Genomic DNA, 13068 nt, shown 5'->3' on the forward strand with positions numbered 1-13068 from the left:
GCCGAGAGTCACCTCGGGTGTGGGGGGTACCGCGCGGCGCAGCTGGGCGCGGCCGGTCACGGCCAGCACACCGGCGAGTGCGAAGAGCACCGCCGTGACGATGAGCGCCGCGGCCCAGACGGGCAGCGTCAGCGAGAGCGCGGCGGCGGCCGTGGCGGCGAGGGCGAGCAGTCCGGCGTAGGCGAGGGCGCCCGCGGCCCCCAGGAGGCCGCCGCCGCGGCCCGCACGCCGGCCCTTCTCGGCCAGTTCCTCCTTGGCGAGGCTCACTTCCTGCCGTACGAGGCGGGAGAGCTGTTCGGTTGCCTGGCCGACGAGTTCGCCCACCGAGTGACGCTCGTCGCGCACGGGCTTGACGTCCGGGATCCCGGTCACGGTGTTCCGCCTCCTCTCGGTCCGGAACATCCGGGTACCCGGGCCGGCCTGCGCTACCCGTTCCCCGCGCCGCCGCTGCCGGGCTCGCCGAGCCGTGCCAGCTGGGTCTGGAACCAGTCGAGCCGGGCCTGCAACAGGGCGGCCTCCGCGACAAGTTCGGGCACGCCGAGTCCGTCGGACGCGTCGAGTCCGGCCGGCACCGCCCGGCCGCCGCCGGATGCCGCCACGCGCAGCCCGTCCCCGGCCAGCCGGGCGAATCCGGCCAGGGACACGGACGTACGGCCGCGCAGGCAGCCCGCGCAGGAGGGCGCGAGGGCGTGCCAGCCGGGCCTGCCCCAGCCGGCGTCGGCCAGCGCCGCGGCGGTCGTACCGCAGGCGCAGGGGCCGACGGTCGCCGTGCGCACCCGCTGGCGGGCGTAGCGGAAACCGCGTTCGAAACGGATGTAGCGGCCGAGCACCAGGACCTCGAGCAGGACGGCCGCCCGGTGCTCGGCGGTGCACAGCAGCCCTTCGGCCACCGAGCGGTCGTGCACACAGTGGAAGCCGCAGTCGCAGCGGCGGTGCGGTGCCGCGTGCCGCAGGCCGTAGACGCAGGACGCGTCGGCCACGACTCCGTACGGCAGCGCGCCGCCCAGCGACACGCCGGTGAAGGCGGCCCGGGTGCCGTCCTGGGACAGCACCGGGTGGGCGATCTTGTATCCGGTCGGCGGCTCCGTCGGGCATTCCTCGGGAAGCCGCAACCTCATCGCGCGGCCGGCACCTCTTCGGACGCGACCTGTGCGAAGTCCTTGGTTTCTTCGGGGAGTTCGAGTTCTTCCTCGTGCACGACCGGCCGCTCTTCCGCGACTCCGGTGGCGAGTGCCCTGCCGAGCTTCATGACGCCTCCCATGTCCCATGTCCGGCGGTGGTGGACCGTCCCGGCCATGGTGACCCACGAAGGGCCGCATTGGACATAGGGCCCCGGGGCAGGAAACCTGACACGTCGCAGTAACGCTTATCAATACATCGTAGAAGAATTAAGTGGAGCTGAACGGTCGCGCTGCCGAGACTGCTCCTATGACGAACCATGGCGAACCCCACCACCGCCGCCGCCCTCCCTTCGGCCGCGTGCTCTGCGCGATGATCACTCCCTTCACCGAGTCGGGCGCACTCGACGTCGACGGCGCGGGGCGGCTCGCCGAGCGGCTGATGGCGCAGGGCTGTGACGGTCTGGTGCTCAACGGCACGACGGGTGAGTCGCCGACCACCTCGGACGCGGAGAAGTCGGCGCTCGTGCGGGCGGTCCGGGAGGCGGTCGGGGACCGCGCGTCGGTCGTGGCGGGGGTGGGGACGTCCGACACCCGGCACACGATCGAGCTCGCCCTTCAGGCCGAGAAGGCGGGCGCGGACGGAGTGCTGGTGGTCACGCCGTACTACAGCCGGCCGCCGCAGGACGCGGTCGAGGCGCATTTCCGCGAGGTGGCGGACGCGTCCGGGCTGCCGGTCGTCCTGTACGACATCCCGGGCCGCACCGGCACCCGCGTCGAGCCGGAGACGATCATCCGCCTCGCCGGGCACCCCCGCATCGTGGCGGTCAAGGACTGCTCGTACGACTTCCTCGGCACCCAGAAGGTCCTGTCCCGTACGGACCTGGCGTACTACGCCGGTTGCGACGAGCACAATCTCGCCCTGTACGCGGTGGGCGCGGCCGGCTGCATCAGTACGGTGGCAAATGTGACTCCATGTCACATCCGTTCGGTGCTGGACGCGTTCGACGCCGGGGATACGGCCGACGCGGCCCGCGGCCAGCAGCGGGCCACTCCGCTCATCGAGGCGATGATGTCCGCGGGCCTGCCCGGCACGGTCACCGCCAAGGCGCTGCTGTCCGCGCTGGGCCTACCGTCGGGCCCGGTCCGCCCGCCCCTGCGCCCCGCGGGCCGCGAGGCGAGGGACGGTCTCCTGGCGGCGTACGAGGAGCTGGCCACGTACGAGGATCGGTAGGGCGCCGGGCCTCGGTGCTCGCGGTGGGGCGGATCAGCTCTGGCCGTTCTCCACGGTGCGCTCGTCACCGACCAGCCGGAAGTGCTCCAGCACGTCCTCCATGGGGTCGTCGACCTGGCCGGTGTTGATCAGGCCGATCCGCGGGCCGTTGTGCGAGGCCGTGTTGGTCTCGTCCGCGTGTGCGGCACCCGCCGGGAGCCAGCACATCGTCGCCACGGTGACCACACCGGTCAGCCGGCGCGCCACGCTCCTCGCCCGCTCGTTCGTCATTGCTCAGTCCTCATCTCACCGGTTCGGCATCTGACCGGACACTGGGTCCACCGGATTCATCTGCCGGGGGCCGTCCGAGGTAACGGACGGTAATCCTTTTAAGCGATCGTCGTGAGCGACGGCGGGCGTCAGCTGTGGTTGTTCTGTATGAGACGCAGATCGGACGCTCGCCCCTGCCCTGCGGCACTGGTCGTTCGTCGGGCCCTCGCGACCGGCCCGGTCACCCTGTACCGGCGGCCAGGGCGTAGTCGGACTCGTCCAGGTCGAGGGCGAGGAGTTCGTGGAGCTCACCGGTGAGCCGGGCGACGAGGTGCGGGTCGGTGTGCGCGAGGTAGTCGGCGACGGCCGCGTCGTGGTCGTCGAACTCGTCCGGCATGTCCTGCGAGAACCAGCCGCCGAGCAGTTGCGCGGTTTCCGGGAAGCGCGCGTGCCACTCCCAGTGAGTCTGCGGGGACGACGGTTCGGGTACGTCGCCTTCCTCGATGCTCTTCCTCAGGTGGTCGGCCAGCACCATCAGCCAGTCGCCGATCTCGGACTGGGGCATCCCGGTGTCCGGGATCGCGTAGAACTCGCCCAGCCTGTGCCGGATGCGGCCCGGAGGGTTGCGGCTGTACTCGCGCAGCTGGCGCTCCGCCTCCGCGATGGCCCAGGGGCGGGTGTGCCAGGTATGACGGAGGTACGCGTCCAGTGCGCGGCTGCGCCGCTCCGGGGTGTCGTCGGCCGGCTGCCCCAGGTAGGCGCGCATCACCTGGTCCAGCTCGCCGTACCGGCGGTCGTGTTCGAGGGGCTTCATGGACATGTGCGGGCAGCCCCTACAGGTAGAACGGGACGATCGTGTGAACGACGAAGCCGTGCGGGCTCGACGGCTCACGGCGCAGCACCACGCGCGCCGCGCGGACGTCGACGGGCCCCCGCCCCACCAGCAGGTCGCCCTCCAGCTGTACCCGGCCCACGGGCTCCTCGCGGGAGGGCCAGGCGGCCTCGATGGTGAGACGGGCCCGGGTGCCCTGGGCGAGCCGGCGGTGGATGACCTGCTCGTTGGCGGTCACCACCTGCTGCGTGGCCCAGTGGGCGGTCTCCCGGTCGGGATAGGAGGCGGAACGGGTCAGCACGGGGGGCATCCTCTCAAATCACCTGGTCAGGGGCTGCGCTCGGACGGATCGGCGGCCGGATCACTAGTCGGCGAAGCTCCAGAACAGGCCGACCTCGGTGTCCGAGACGATGACGAGGCCGCAGTCCTCCATGAGGACGCCCAGCGGGCTGTACTCCAAGCTCTCCAGCGTGAAGTCGATAGTGCCGGGCGCGCTGCCGTGCTTGCTGACGTTGGTGTGATACGTGGCCTCATCCCCGTAACGAGCGAGGATCGTGCGAGCCATCGCCCGCAGTTCGTCCGGGGATTCGGTGAAGTACTGGAGATTGGACAGGGTGCAGCCCGTTTCCGTGAGGGCCAGGAGCAGGTTCTCGGCGCTGTCCCGGTCGATCTCCTTGAGGCGCGGCGCGACGTACTCCGGAGGGTGGACGGCGAAGGGGTACGTGGGGTACCCCTCACGCTCCGGGTCCTGCGCCGCGTCGTCGACGCGGGCCCAGCCCCGGGGGTCCGGTACGGCCCGGGCCATCAGCGCGAGAACGTCGAGGACCCAGTCCTCATGGCAGCGCGGGCCGGTGGCGATGTACGCGGACGCGTCCCTGTACAGGTGGCGTACCGCGGCCTCCCAGAACGTCTGGTCGGTGGACATGTGGTGCTGGCCTTTCCCGGCGGGGTGCTAGGGCTTGTAGGGCATCGACGTCACGACCGTGAACGGTGGGTTGCGGCTGCTGTCGTACCGGATCCGCGTGTCGATGCCGGTGACGTCGTACGCCTTGGCGTTCATCCCGCCCTCCTTGTACCCGGGCAGCGGGTCGTTCGGGTCCACCGGCTGCTTGAACACGCTGCGGCCGCTCGTCTCGCCGTTCGGCGCGGTCGAACGGAACTTCTCGACCTTGCCCTCTTCCGGCGGCGGGCCCTTGATCCACGCCTCGATGGCGGCCTTGTTCTTGTTGAGGTTGTACTCGGTCAGCTCCTCCGCCCGGCGGTAGTTCGGGAAGGCCGAAGAGGCGCCGGGGTACGGCCTGCCGTACGGCCAGGCCTGGGTCGGGCCGTACGTCTGCTGGTCGCGCAGACGCTGCGCCAACTGCTCGTCCGTCTTGCCGACATGCTTGTCCAGGGTGTGGCCGTTCTCCAGGTACTCGTTGGCGGCGAGGTTGAGGTCGTACTTGCCGTTCGAGTCGACCTTCAGCCAGACCTGCGAGTCCTTGAACTCCTCCAGGGCCCGCATACCGAAGCCTTGCGCACGCGCCTCCTGGGCTTCGAACTTGGGGACATGGCCCGAGTCCACTGCTTCAACGATCCGAACGCCCCGAAAAGGAAGTAGCGTTCGTGCACCCCAGTCGGCTGGACAACCTGAACATCCACCCGTCGGTGCGGATGCGGATCGATCACGGCTTGGCCAACCGGTCAGAGCCCTACATCGGCTGGCCTCGCGCTTTCGCGAGTGCGGGCGTCCGAGGCTTGATCAAATAAGCGCCTCGCTCATTTGATCAAGCCTCGGACAGGACAGGTCACCCCGTGAAAGCGCGAGGTCAACGGTTCGGCGCTACCCGACCTCGCCGATACGTAGGCCCATCAGCCGACCGCAACGCACGAGCGCCCTCCCGGGCCGCCCTGGGGCCGTGGAAAGGCGCTCAATGATGACCAACGCCGACAGCTGCCGACTCCTCAGCAGCAGATCCGGGCGTTGATCGATCAGGCGGCCGCAGATCACGGCCGCCGGTGATCAGTTGTGGCTGTGCAGCACCTCGTTCAGACCGCCCCACTCGGCGTTGTTCGGGCGAGCCTCGACCGTGCCGGTGACGGAGTTGCGGCGGAAGAGGATGTTGGAGGCGCCGGACAGCTCACGGGCCTTGACGATCTGGCCGTCGGGCATGGTCACGCGGGTGCCCGCGGTGACGTAGAGGCCGGCCTCGACCACGCACTCGTCGCCCAGCGCGATGCCGACGCCCGCCTCGGCTCCGATGAGGCAGCGCTCGCCGATCGAGATGATCACGTTGCCGCCGCCGGACAGGGTGCCCATGGTGGATGCGCCGCCGCCGATGTCGGAGCCGTCGCCGACGACGACGCCGGCCGAGATGCGGCCCTCGACCATCGACGTGCCGAGCGTGCCCGCGTTGAAGTTCACGAAGCCCTCGTGCATGACCGTGGTGCCCTCGGCGAGGTGCGCGCCGAGCCGCACCCGGTCGGCGTCGGCGATACGGACACCCTTCGGCGCGACGTAGTCCGTCATGCGCGGGAACTTGTCGATGCTGGTCACCTGGAGGTGCAGGCCCTCGGCGCGGGCGTTCAGCCGGACCTTCTCGAGATCGTCCACGGCGACCGGGCCGAGCGAGGTCCAGGCGACGTTGGCGAGGAAGCCGAACATGCCGTCCAGGCTCTGGCCGTGCGGCTTGACCAGGCGGTGCGAGAGCAGGTGCAGACGCAGGTACACGTCGTGGGCGTCCAGCGGCTTGTCGTCGAGGGACGCGATGACCGTACGGACCGCGACGACCTCGACGCCGCGGCGGGCGTCCGGGCCGATGGCCTTCGCGGCGCCCTCGCCGAGCAGCTCGACGGCGCGCTCGGCGCTCAGCCGCTCCGTGCCGGCCGGGCCGGGCTCGGCGGACAACTCGGGCGCGGGAAACCAAGTGTCGAGAACGGTGCCGTCGGCGGTGACGGTGGCAAGGCCGGCGGCGACGGCGCCGGTGGTGCGAGGTGCAGTAGCAGTCGTGTCGGTCATGCCAGAAACCTAACCGGCGGGGGGCCGGGGAGGCGAACCGGCGGGGCGGCCGTCTCAGGGTGCGGGCCGGGGGCAGCCGGTCGTCTCAGCGTGCGGACCGGGTGCGGCGGGTGCGCCCGACACCTCGCTCGCCGGACGCACCACCACCGCAGCACGACGAGCGTCCCGCGGAAACCCGACATCGTCAGTGAACACCGCCGCCGCCCACGGCCGGCCGGCTAACGGCCACCAGCCCCGCGCGCGGTGGGCACCCGTCGCCCACGGTGCGCCGGGTGCATCGCCCCTTCACCGAACGCGTCGCCTCGTCAGGGAATGAGCCGCGCGAGCATCTCCCGCGCATACGCCTCGTCGTACTCCCCGCCCGTCAGCAGCACCTGCAGGCAGATGCCGTCCATCAGCGCGACGAGCGCCCGCGCCGTGACCGGATCCGTGCGGTCGGCGATCACGTCGGCGAGGTCCTGGCACCACTCGGCGGCGACGGGCCGCAGCGCCGGGCGGCGGAGGGCGGCGAGATACAGCTCATACTCGAGCTCGACGCCCGTACGCTCACCCGTGAGCCACTCCCCCGTCAGCGCGGCGAGTTCACCGGCGAGGTCGACGCGCCGGTCCTCGAGCGCGCCACGGCTGCGCACCACCTTGGCGAAGCCCTCGTTGGCCTGGCGCAGTGCGGCGACCATGAGCTCGTCCAGCGTCTTGAAGTGGTACGTGGTGGAGCCGAGCGGCACATCGGCCTCGGCCGCGACGGAGCGGTGGCTGAGCCCGGCGATGCCCTTCTCGCCAACCACCCGGATCGCGGCGTCGATGATGCGCTGCCGCCGCTCGGGGTCGTAGCGTCGAGTGGTCATCAGTGCGCCCCGCCGAGATTGAGCAGCACGACTCCGCAGATGACGAGCGCAATGCCCGCCACCTTGGCCGCGGTCATGTTCTCGCCGAGGAACACCATGCCGATCGCGGCGATCACCGCGGTGCCGACCCCGGCCCAGATGGCGTACGCCGTGCCGATCTCGATCGTCTTGAGCGTCTGCGCCAGCAGGGCGAAGGCGACGAGGTACCCGGCCATGGTGACGAGCGAGGGCCAGAGCCTGCTGAACCCCTCGCTGTACTTCATCGCCGTGGTGGCGGCCACCTCGGCCGCGATGGCTCCTGCGAGCAGTGCGTACCCCATGCGTACAAGCGTACACAACGATGAGTACATCCGTACACGTCCCGGCTTGGACAATGCCCGGGAACCGATGGGGAAAACGCTTGCGGAATCGGCTGCTCCACGGTCGCCGTGTCCACTAGTGTTTCACCGCTCAAGTACCGGACCGTCACGGCCACGACCGTCGCCACGGGCGCCGCTGGAGGAACCGCGCATGCCAGAAAGCACGTCTCGGCGCCCGCAGAACCAACCGTGGGAGAACAACTGGACCCCGGACACCTCCCGGGTGCCCGGCACCCGGCGGCTCTGGCTGGCGGGCGCCCTCGCCCTGGCCACGATCGTCGCGTGCGTGACCGCGATATCCGTCATGCAGACGCAGCCTGACGAGAAGTCACCCCTGAGCCAGTCCCCCGCGGCCGACGAGGCGTCCATACCCGGGCTGATCTCCTTCGCCACCCCCTCGGCGAGCGCCACCACCACCCCGCCCGGCGGGAAGGGCGCCCTGCCGTCCGCAGAGCCCACCAGGACCACATCCCACCGGCCCACCACCCCCACCGCCACGGCGTCCAAGTCCCCCGTGCCCCACACCACTTCACCGGCCCCGAAGCCGCCGTCGACCACCTGGCGCTCCCTGCGCTCGGTCAACTACCCGGACCACTACTGGCGGGTGAGCCACGGACGGGTCACGCTCGAGGCGATCACCTCGTCCTCGGACCGCAGGGACGCGACCTTCAAGCTGGTGCAGGGCCTGGCCGCATCCTCCTGCCACTCCTTCGTCACAGCCGACGGCAGCTACCTGCGCCACCGCGACTTCGAGCTGCGCGCCGACCGTCACGACGGCTCCCGCCTCTTCCAGCAGGACGCCACGTTCTGCCCCCGCTCCACCGGCCAGTCCGGCGTGATCATGCTGGAGTCCGTCAACTACCCCGGCCGCTTCCTGCGCCACCAGAACTTCCGCCTGCGCCTGGACGAGTACCGGCACGGCGACCGGAACTTCCCCGCCGACTCGGCGTTCCGCCTGGTGGATGGCCTGAGCTGAGGCCGGGCACGACAGTGGCCCCCGGCGCTGCCGCCGGGGGCCACTGAAACAGCCGGGGAAAAACAGGCTCAGACGTTGAAGCCCAGAGCCCGCAGCTGCTCCCGCCCATCGTCCGTGATCTTGTCCGGGCCCCACGGCGGCATCCAGACCCAGTTGATACGGAGCTCGCTGACAAGGCCGTCGGTCGCCGACTTCGCCTGGTCCTCGATGACGTCGGTCAGCGGGCAGGCCGCGGACGTCAGCGTCATGTCGACGGTGGCGATGTTCGCGTCGTCGACGTGGATGCCGTAGATCAGGCCGAGGTTGACGACGTCGATGCCCAGCTCGGGGTCGACGACGTCCATCAGGGCCTCGCGGAGCTCTTCCTCCGAGGCCGGCTTCATCTCAACGGTCTCGCTCATGCGGTCTTCGCCTCCTCCGCGAAGGCCTGGGCCGTCGCGTCCTTCCACGCCATCCAGCTGAGCAGCGCGCACTTCACTCGGGCGGGGTACTTCGAGACTCCGGCGAACGCGACCGCGTCCTCCAGGATCTCCTCCATCGCGTCGTCCGGCTCGATGCGGCCCTTGGACTGCATCAGCTCCAGGAAGACGCCCTGGATCTTCTGTGCCTCGGCCAGCTCCTTGCCGACGAGCAGCTCGTTCAGCACGGAGGCCGAGGCCTGGCTGATCGAGCAGCCCTGACCCTCGTAGCTGATGTCCTCGATCCGCTCCCCGTCGTACTTGACGCGCAGCGTGATCTCGTCGCCGCAGGTCGGGTTGACGTGGTGCACCTCGGCGTCGCCATCACGCAGACCGCGCCCGTGCGGGTGCTTGTAGTGGTCCAGGATGACGTCCTGGTACATCGAATCCAACTTCACTGGCAGCAGCCCCTCAGCCGAAGAAGTTCCGTACGTGCTCCAGGCCATCCACCAGAGCGTCGATCTCGGCCGGCGTGGAGTACAGATAGAACGACGCTCGCGTGGTCGCAGGAATTCCGTACCGCAGGCAGACCGGGCGGGCGCAGTGGTGGCCGACCCGGACCGCGATGCCCTGCTCGTCGAGGACCTGGCCCACGTCGTGGGGGTGTATGTCGCCGAGCGTGAAGGAGATCGCGGCGCCCCGGTCCTCGGCCGTCATCGGGCCGATGATCCTGAGGTCGGGGACCTCGAGCAAGCGCTTCACCGCGTACTCGGTGAGCGCGTGCTCGTGCGCGGCGATGTTCTCCATGCCGATGGAGTTCAGGTAGTCGATGGCCGCGCCCAGACCGACCGCCTGCGCGATCGGCGGGGTGCCCGCCTCGAACTTGTGCGGGGCGGGGGCGTACGTAGACGAGTGCATCGACACCGTCTCGATCATCTCGCCGCCGCCGAGGAACGGAGGCAGGTCCTCCAGCAGCTCCTGACGTCCCCAGAGGACGCCGATGCCGGTCGGGCCGCACATCTTGTGGCCGGTGAAGGCCACGAAGTCGGCCTGCAGGGCCTGCACGTCCAGGGGCATGTGCGGGGCAGCCTGCGAGGCGTCGACGCAGACCAGCGCACCGACCTCCTGCGCGCGGCGCACGATGGCCTCGACCGGGTTGACCGTGCCCAGGATGTTGGAGACCAGCACGAAGGAGACGATCTTCGTCTTCTCCGTGATGATCTCCTCGATGTTGGAGAGGTCGAGCCGGCCGTCGTCCGTGAGGCCGAACCACTTCAGCTTCGCGCCGGTGCGCTGCGACAGCAGCTGCCACGGAACGATGTTGGAGTGGTGCTCCATCTCCGTGATGACGATCTCGGTCTCGTGGTCCACGCGGTAGGGCTCGTCGGCCCAGCCCAACATGTTGGCCACGAGGTTGAGCGACTCGGAGGCGTTCTTGGTGAAGATCACCTCGTCGCGGCTCGGCGCGTTGATAAAGGCGGCGACCTTGTCGCGGGCGCCCTCGTACTCCGCCGTGGCCTCCTCGGCGAGGACGTGCACGCCGCGGTGGACGTTGGCGTTGTACCGCTCGTAGTACGCGTTGAGCACGTCGAGCACCTGGCGCGGCTTCTGCGAGGTCGCCGCGTTGTCCAGGTACACGAGCTTCTTACCGTCGTGGACCAGGCGGTCCAGGATCGGGAAGTCCTTGCGGATGGCCTCGGTGTCGAGGAGGCCGGGGAGCCCTTGGCGGGTTGAGGTCACGCGGATACGCCACCCTTCGTGTACGCCTCGTAGCCCTCGTTCTCCAGCTTGTCGGCGAGCTCGGCGCCACCGGACTCCACGATCCGCCCGGCCGAGAAGACGTGGACGTAGTCGGGCTTGATGTAGCGGAGGATCCGCGTGTAGTGCGTGATCAGCATGGTGCCGACCTCGCCGGTCTCGCGGACGCGGTTGACGCCCTCGGAGACGATGCGCAGGGCGTCGACGTCGAGGCCGGAGTCGGTCTCGTCGAGGATGGCGACCTTCGGCTTGAGCAGCTCCAGCTGGAGGATCTCGTGGCGCTTCTTCTCACCGCCGGAGAAGCCCTCGTTGACGTTGCGCTCGGCGAAGGAGGGGTCGATGTTGAGGCGCTCCATGGCCTCCTTGACCTCCTTCACCCAGGTGCGCAGCTTGGGGGCCTCGCCGCGGATGGCGGTGGCGGAGGAGCGCAGGAAGTTGGAGACCGAGACGCCGGGGACCTCGACCGGGTACTGCATGGCGAGGAACAGGCCGGCGCGGGCGCGCTCGTCGACGGACATCGCGAGGACGTCCTCGCCGTCGAGGGTGACGGTGCCGCTGGTGATCGTGTACTTCGGGTGACCCGCGAGGGAGTAGGCGAGGGTCGACTTGCCCGAGCCGTTGGGGCCCATGATGGCGTGCGTCTCGCCCTGCTTCACAGTGAGGTCGACGCCCTTGAGGATCTCCTTGGTGGAGTTGTCGGCCTCGACGGTGACGTGCAGGTCTCGGATTTCAAGCGTTGCCATGGGTGCCTCAGGACTCCTGGGTGAGGGAGACGAGTACGTCGTCCCCTTCGATCTTTACGGGGTATACGGGGACAGGGCGCGTCGCGGGTAGGCCGGACGGCTTGCCGGTGCGGAGGTCGAAGCTGGAGCCGTGCAGCCAGCACTCGATCTGGCAGTCCTCCACCTCGCCCTCGGAGAGGGAGACGTTCGCGTGCGAGCAGATGTCGTAGATCGCGAACACCTCACCCTCGGTACGGACGACCGAGACCGGCGTGCCTTCGAGTTCTACCCGTTTCGGGGTGTCCTCCTCCAGCTCGCTCAGTCCGCAGACGCGTACGAACCTCGACGGGTCAGTCATCCGACCGCCGCCTCCAGCTCTTCCTCGATCTTCGCGATGAGGCGCTCCTCGATGTCGGCGACACCGATCTGCTGGACCAGCTCGGCGAAGAAGCCGCGGACGACGAGGCGGCGGGCCTCGTGCTCCGGGATGCCGCGGGCCATCAGGTAGAAGAGCTGCTCGTCGTCGAAGCGGCCGGTGGCGCTCGCGTGGCCGGCGCCGACGATCTCGCCGGTCTCGATCTCCAGGTTCGGCACGGAGTCGACGCGGGCGCCGTCGGTCAGAACCAGGTTGCGGTTCATCTCGTAGGTGTCCGTGCCCTCGGCCTTGGCCTCGATGAGGACGTCGCCGATCCACACCGCGTGCGCGTCGTCGCCTTGGAGCGCGCCCTTGTAGGCGACGTTGGACTTGCAGTGCGGGGTGTTGTGGTCGACCAGGAGGCGGTGCTCCTGGTGCTGGCCCTTGTCGGTGAAGTACAGGCCGAACAGCTCGGCCTCGCCGCCGGTGCCCGCGTACTGCACGCGCGGGTGGAGACGGACGAGGTCGCCGCCGAAGGTGACGACCACGGACTTGAAGCTCGCGTCCCGGCCCACCAGCGCGTTGTGCTGGCCGACGTGCACGGCCTTCTCGTCCCAGTCCTGGATGGAGACGACGGTCAGCTTGGCGCCGTCGCCCAGGATGTAGTCGACGTTGGCGGCGAGCACGGCGTCACCGGTGTGGTCGATGACGACGACGGCCTCGGCGAAGTTGCCCAGCTCGACGACCTGGTGGCCGTAGGCGACCCCGCCCTCGCCGTGCACGGCGATGCGGATCGGGGTCTCGAGCACCATCTCCTTGGGGACGGTCACGACCGAGGCCTTCTCGAAGGCCGAGTACGCCTGGGCGGCGACGCGGTCCACGGGGGTGCCCGCCTTGCCGAGCCGGGCGTCGTCGCGCCCGACCGTCTCGACGGTGACGCCCTCGGGGGCCTCGACCGCTACCTTCACACCGGTTCCGTTGGCCACCGCGGTGCCGTCGTGCAGCCCGCGCAGCCGCTCCAGCGGCGTGAACCGCCACTCCTCCTCGCGGCCGTGCGGAACTGGGAAGTCCGCCACGTCGAAGGACGGGGGCGCGCTCATGCGCGTGGCGACGGTCGACTCGGCGGCCACCGCGATGGATCCGGCGGTGGTGGACCCCACCGGGATGTTCTGAGCCTCAGCCATGGCTGTCGTGTTGCTCTCTTCCTACGTCAATGAGTCTTCA

The 13068-nt window shown here is 69.7% G+C and carries 18 protein-coding genes and 1 pseudogene; 2 read left to right on the forward strand and 17 right to left on the reverse strand.

The window, feature by feature from the left end; all coding sequences use genetic code 11:
• From ACTWQJ_RS13370 to ACTWQJ_RS13380, 3 genes are all read right to left on the reverse strand, one after another.
• Nucleotides 1-402, reverse strand: a 402-nt coding sequence (locus tag ACTWQJ_RS13370) for a phage holin family protein (protein WP_443306857.1), incomplete at its 3' end; no start/stop codon positions are given.
• A gap of 23 nt (nucleotides 403-425) precedes the next feature.
• Complete coding sequence (locus tag ACTWQJ_RS13375) at nucleotides 426-1118, reverse strand: hypothetical protein (RefSeq protein WP_443306858.1); 693 nt, start codon at nucleotides 1116-1118, stop codon at nucleotides 426-428.
• The gene (locus ACTWQJ_RS13380; RefSeq protein ID WP_443306859.1) at nucleotides 1115-1249 is read right to left on the reverse strand and encodes a hypothetical protein; all 135 of its coding nucleotides are present in this window, start codon (nucleotides 1247-1249) and stop codon (nucleotides 1115-1117) included. Before ACTWQJ_RS13380 ends, ACTWQJ_RS13375 begins: the two co-directional genes overlap by 4 nt.
• A gap of 179 nt (nucleotides 1250-1428) precedes the next feature.
• On the opposite strand from ACTWQJ_RS13380, the gene dapA reads away from it, so the two are divergent.
• Nucleotides 1429-2352, forward strand: a complete 924-nt coding sequence (gene dapA / locus ACTWQJ_RS13385) for a 4-hydroxy-tetrahydrodipicolinate synthase (protein ID WP_443306860.1) — start codon at nucleotides 1429-1431, stop codon at nucleotides 2350-2352.
• A 33-nt stretch (nucleotides 2353-2385) separates the two neighbouring features.
• Here dapA and ACTWQJ_RS13390 read toward each other — a convergent pair whose 3' ends face one another.
• The 8 genes and pseudogenes from ACTWQJ_RS13390 to ACTWQJ_RS13425 form a co-directional block, all read right to left on the reverse strand.
• Entirely contained in the window at nucleotides 2386-2622 is a 237-nt protein-coding gene (locus ACTWQJ_RS13390) for a hypothetical protein (RefSeq protein ID WP_443306861.1), read from the reverse strand.
• Between the two features lie 235 nt (nucleotides 2623-2857).
• Nucleotides 2858-3421 (reverse strand): annotated as a pseudogene (locus ACTWQJ_RS13395) (contact-dependent growth inhibition system immunity protein); the annotation flags it as partial.
• 13 nt (nucleotides 3422-3434) lie between these two features.
• A complete protein-coding gene (locus tag ACTWQJ_RS13400; RefSeq protein ID WP_443306862.1) occupies nucleotides 3435-3734 on the reverse strand; it encodes an RNase A-like domain-containing protein in 300 nt (99 codons plus the stop codon).
• A gap of 63 nt (nucleotides 3735-3797) precedes the next feature.
• Nucleotides 3798-4358, reverse strand: coding sequence for a hypothetical protein (locus ACTWQJ_RS13405; RefSeq protein ID WP_443306863.1), 561 nt, complete (start codon nucleotides 4356-4358; stop codon nucleotides 3798-3800).
• 27 nt (nucleotides 4359-4385) lie between these two features.
• A complete protein-coding gene (locus ACTWQJ_RS13410; RefSeq protein WP_443306864.1) occupies nucleotides 4386-4997 on the reverse strand; it encodes an RNase A-like domain-containing protein in 612 nt (203 codons plus the stop codon).
• Between the two features lie 438 nt (nucleotides 4998-5435).
• On the reverse strand, nucleotides 5436-6431 hold the full coding sequence (dapD, locus tag ACTWQJ_RS13415; RefSeq protein ID WP_443306865.1) for a 2,3,4,5-tetrahydropyridine-2,6-dicarboxylate N-succinyltransferase: 996 nt from the start codon (nucleotides 6429-6431) through the stop codon (nucleotides 5436-5438).
• A gap of 305 nt (nucleotides 6432-6736) precedes the next feature.
• Nucleotides 6737-7276, reverse strand: a complete 540-nt coding sequence (locus ACTWQJ_RS13420; protein WP_443306866.1) for a TetR/AcrR family transcriptional regulator — start codon at nucleotides 7274-7276, stop codon at nucleotides 6737-6739.
• Nucleotides 7276-7596 carry a DMT family transporter gene (locus ACTWQJ_RS13425; protein ID WP_443306867.1) on the reverse strand — a complete coding sequence of 107 codons (321 nt, stop codon included), beginning with the start codon at nucleotides 7594-7596 and terminating at the stop codon, nucleotides 7276-7278. The genes ACTWQJ_RS13420 and ACTWQJ_RS13425 overlap by 1 nt, the downstream gene beginning before the upstream one ends.
• A gap of 190 nt (nucleotides 7597-7786) precedes the next feature.
• On the opposite strand from ACTWQJ_RS13425, the gene ACTWQJ_RS13430 reads away from it, so the two are divergent.
• A complete protein-coding gene (locus ACTWQJ_RS13430; RefSeq protein ID WP_443306868.1) occupies nucleotides 7787-8611 on the forward strand; it encodes an AbfB domain-containing protein in 825 nt (274 codons plus the stop codon).
• Between the two features lie 68 nt (nucleotides 8612-8679).
• Here the strand turns inward: ACTWQJ_RS13430 and ACTWQJ_RS13435 are convergent, their stop codons facing one another.
• From ACTWQJ_RS13435 to sufD, 6 genes are read right to left on the reverse strand one after another with little or no spacing between them, the layout of a single operon-like run.
• Complete coding sequence (locus tag ACTWQJ_RS13435; protein WP_030403776.1) at nucleotides 8680-9012, reverse strand: metal-sulfur cluster assembly factor; 333 nt, start codon at nucleotides 9010-9012, stop codon at nucleotides 8680-8682.
• Nucleotides 9009-9467, reverse strand: coding sequence for a Fe-S cluster assembly sulfur transfer protein SufU (gene sufU / locus ACTWQJ_RS13440; protein WP_351296297.1), 459 nt, complete (start codon nucleotides 9465-9467; stop codon nucleotides 9009-9011). Before sufU ends, ACTWQJ_RS13435 begins: the two co-directional genes overlap by 4 nt.
• A 13-nt stretch (nucleotides 9468-9480) precedes the next feature.
• Nucleotides 9481-10749 carry a cysteine desulfurase gene (locus tag ACTWQJ_RS13445; RefSeq protein ID WP_409472804.1) on the reverse strand — a complete coding sequence of 423 codons (1269 nt, stop codon included), beginning with the start codon at nucleotides 10747-10749 and terminating at the stop codon, nucleotides 9481-9483.
• The gene (gene sufC, locus ACTWQJ_RS13450) at nucleotides 10746-11510 is read right to left on the reverse strand and encodes a Fe-S cluster assembly ATPase SufC (RefSeq protein ID WP_443306869.1); all 765 of its coding nucleotides are present in this window, start codon (nucleotides 11508-11510) and stop codon (nucleotides 10746-10748) included. Before sufC ends, ACTWQJ_RS13445 begins: the two co-directional genes overlap by 4 nt.
• Nucleotides 11511-11517: 7 nt before the next feature.
• Nucleotides 11518-11847, reverse strand: coding sequence for a non-heme iron oxygenase ferredoxin subunit (locus ACTWQJ_RS13455; protein ID WP_409472802.1), 330 nt, complete (start codon nucleotides 11845-11847; stop codon nucleotides 11518-11520).
• Nucleotides 11844-13028 carry a Fe-S cluster assembly protein SufD gene (sufD, locus tag ACTWQJ_RS13460; protein WP_443306870.1) on the reverse strand — a complete coding sequence of 395 codons (1185 nt, stop codon included), beginning with the start codon at nucleotides 13026-13028 and terminating at the stop codon, nucleotides 11844-11846. The genes ACTWQJ_RS13455 and sufD overlap by 4 nt, the downstream gene beginning before the upstream one ends.
• Between the last annotated feature and the right edge of the window lie 40 nt (nucleotides 13029-13068).

Source organism: Streptomyces sp. KR55 (genome assembly GCF_052245645.1).
Taxonomy (GTDB): domain Bacteria; phylum Actinomycetota; class Actinomycetes; order Streptomycetales; family Streptomycetaceae; genus Streptomyces; species Streptomyces flavusporus.